1 protein-coding gene is annotated in these 273 nt (G+C 42.1%); it reads right to left on the bottom strand.

Annotation, left to right across the window (positions count from 1 at the left end; genetic code table 11):
* The coding region (locus AB4585_RS28425; protein WP_372172111.1) for a hypothetical protein at nt 1-273 on the bottom strand (273 nt) is incomplete at both ends.

The raw sequence follows: 273 nt of genomic DNA on the forward strand, positions 1-273 counted from the left end.
GGTAGTTGTATGCTGGATTTGTTCTGTCAAATTGATACTTACCACTTGTTTCAAGGGTCAACCCCGGTACGTGATGAGATGATACATGCTGCAAGAAACTTGCCGGCAAATGTTTCTCATCATGAAATCCTACTAAACTAAAGGTCTGGTGGTCGCGAACATCAGGGTCAGTTGCGATAAATTGCCCTTCAACAAACTTATGATGACCTTGAGCTGATTTGTCGTTTGCATTCGCTTCTGTAGCCGTAATTTGATCTGCCACAGTAATAATTG

The organism is Vibrio sp. 10N.222.49.C9 (assembly GCF_041474985.1).
Classification (GTDB): Bacteria; Pseudomonadota; Gammaproteobacteria; order Enterobacterales; family Vibrionaceae; genus Vibrio; species Vibrio crassostreae_C.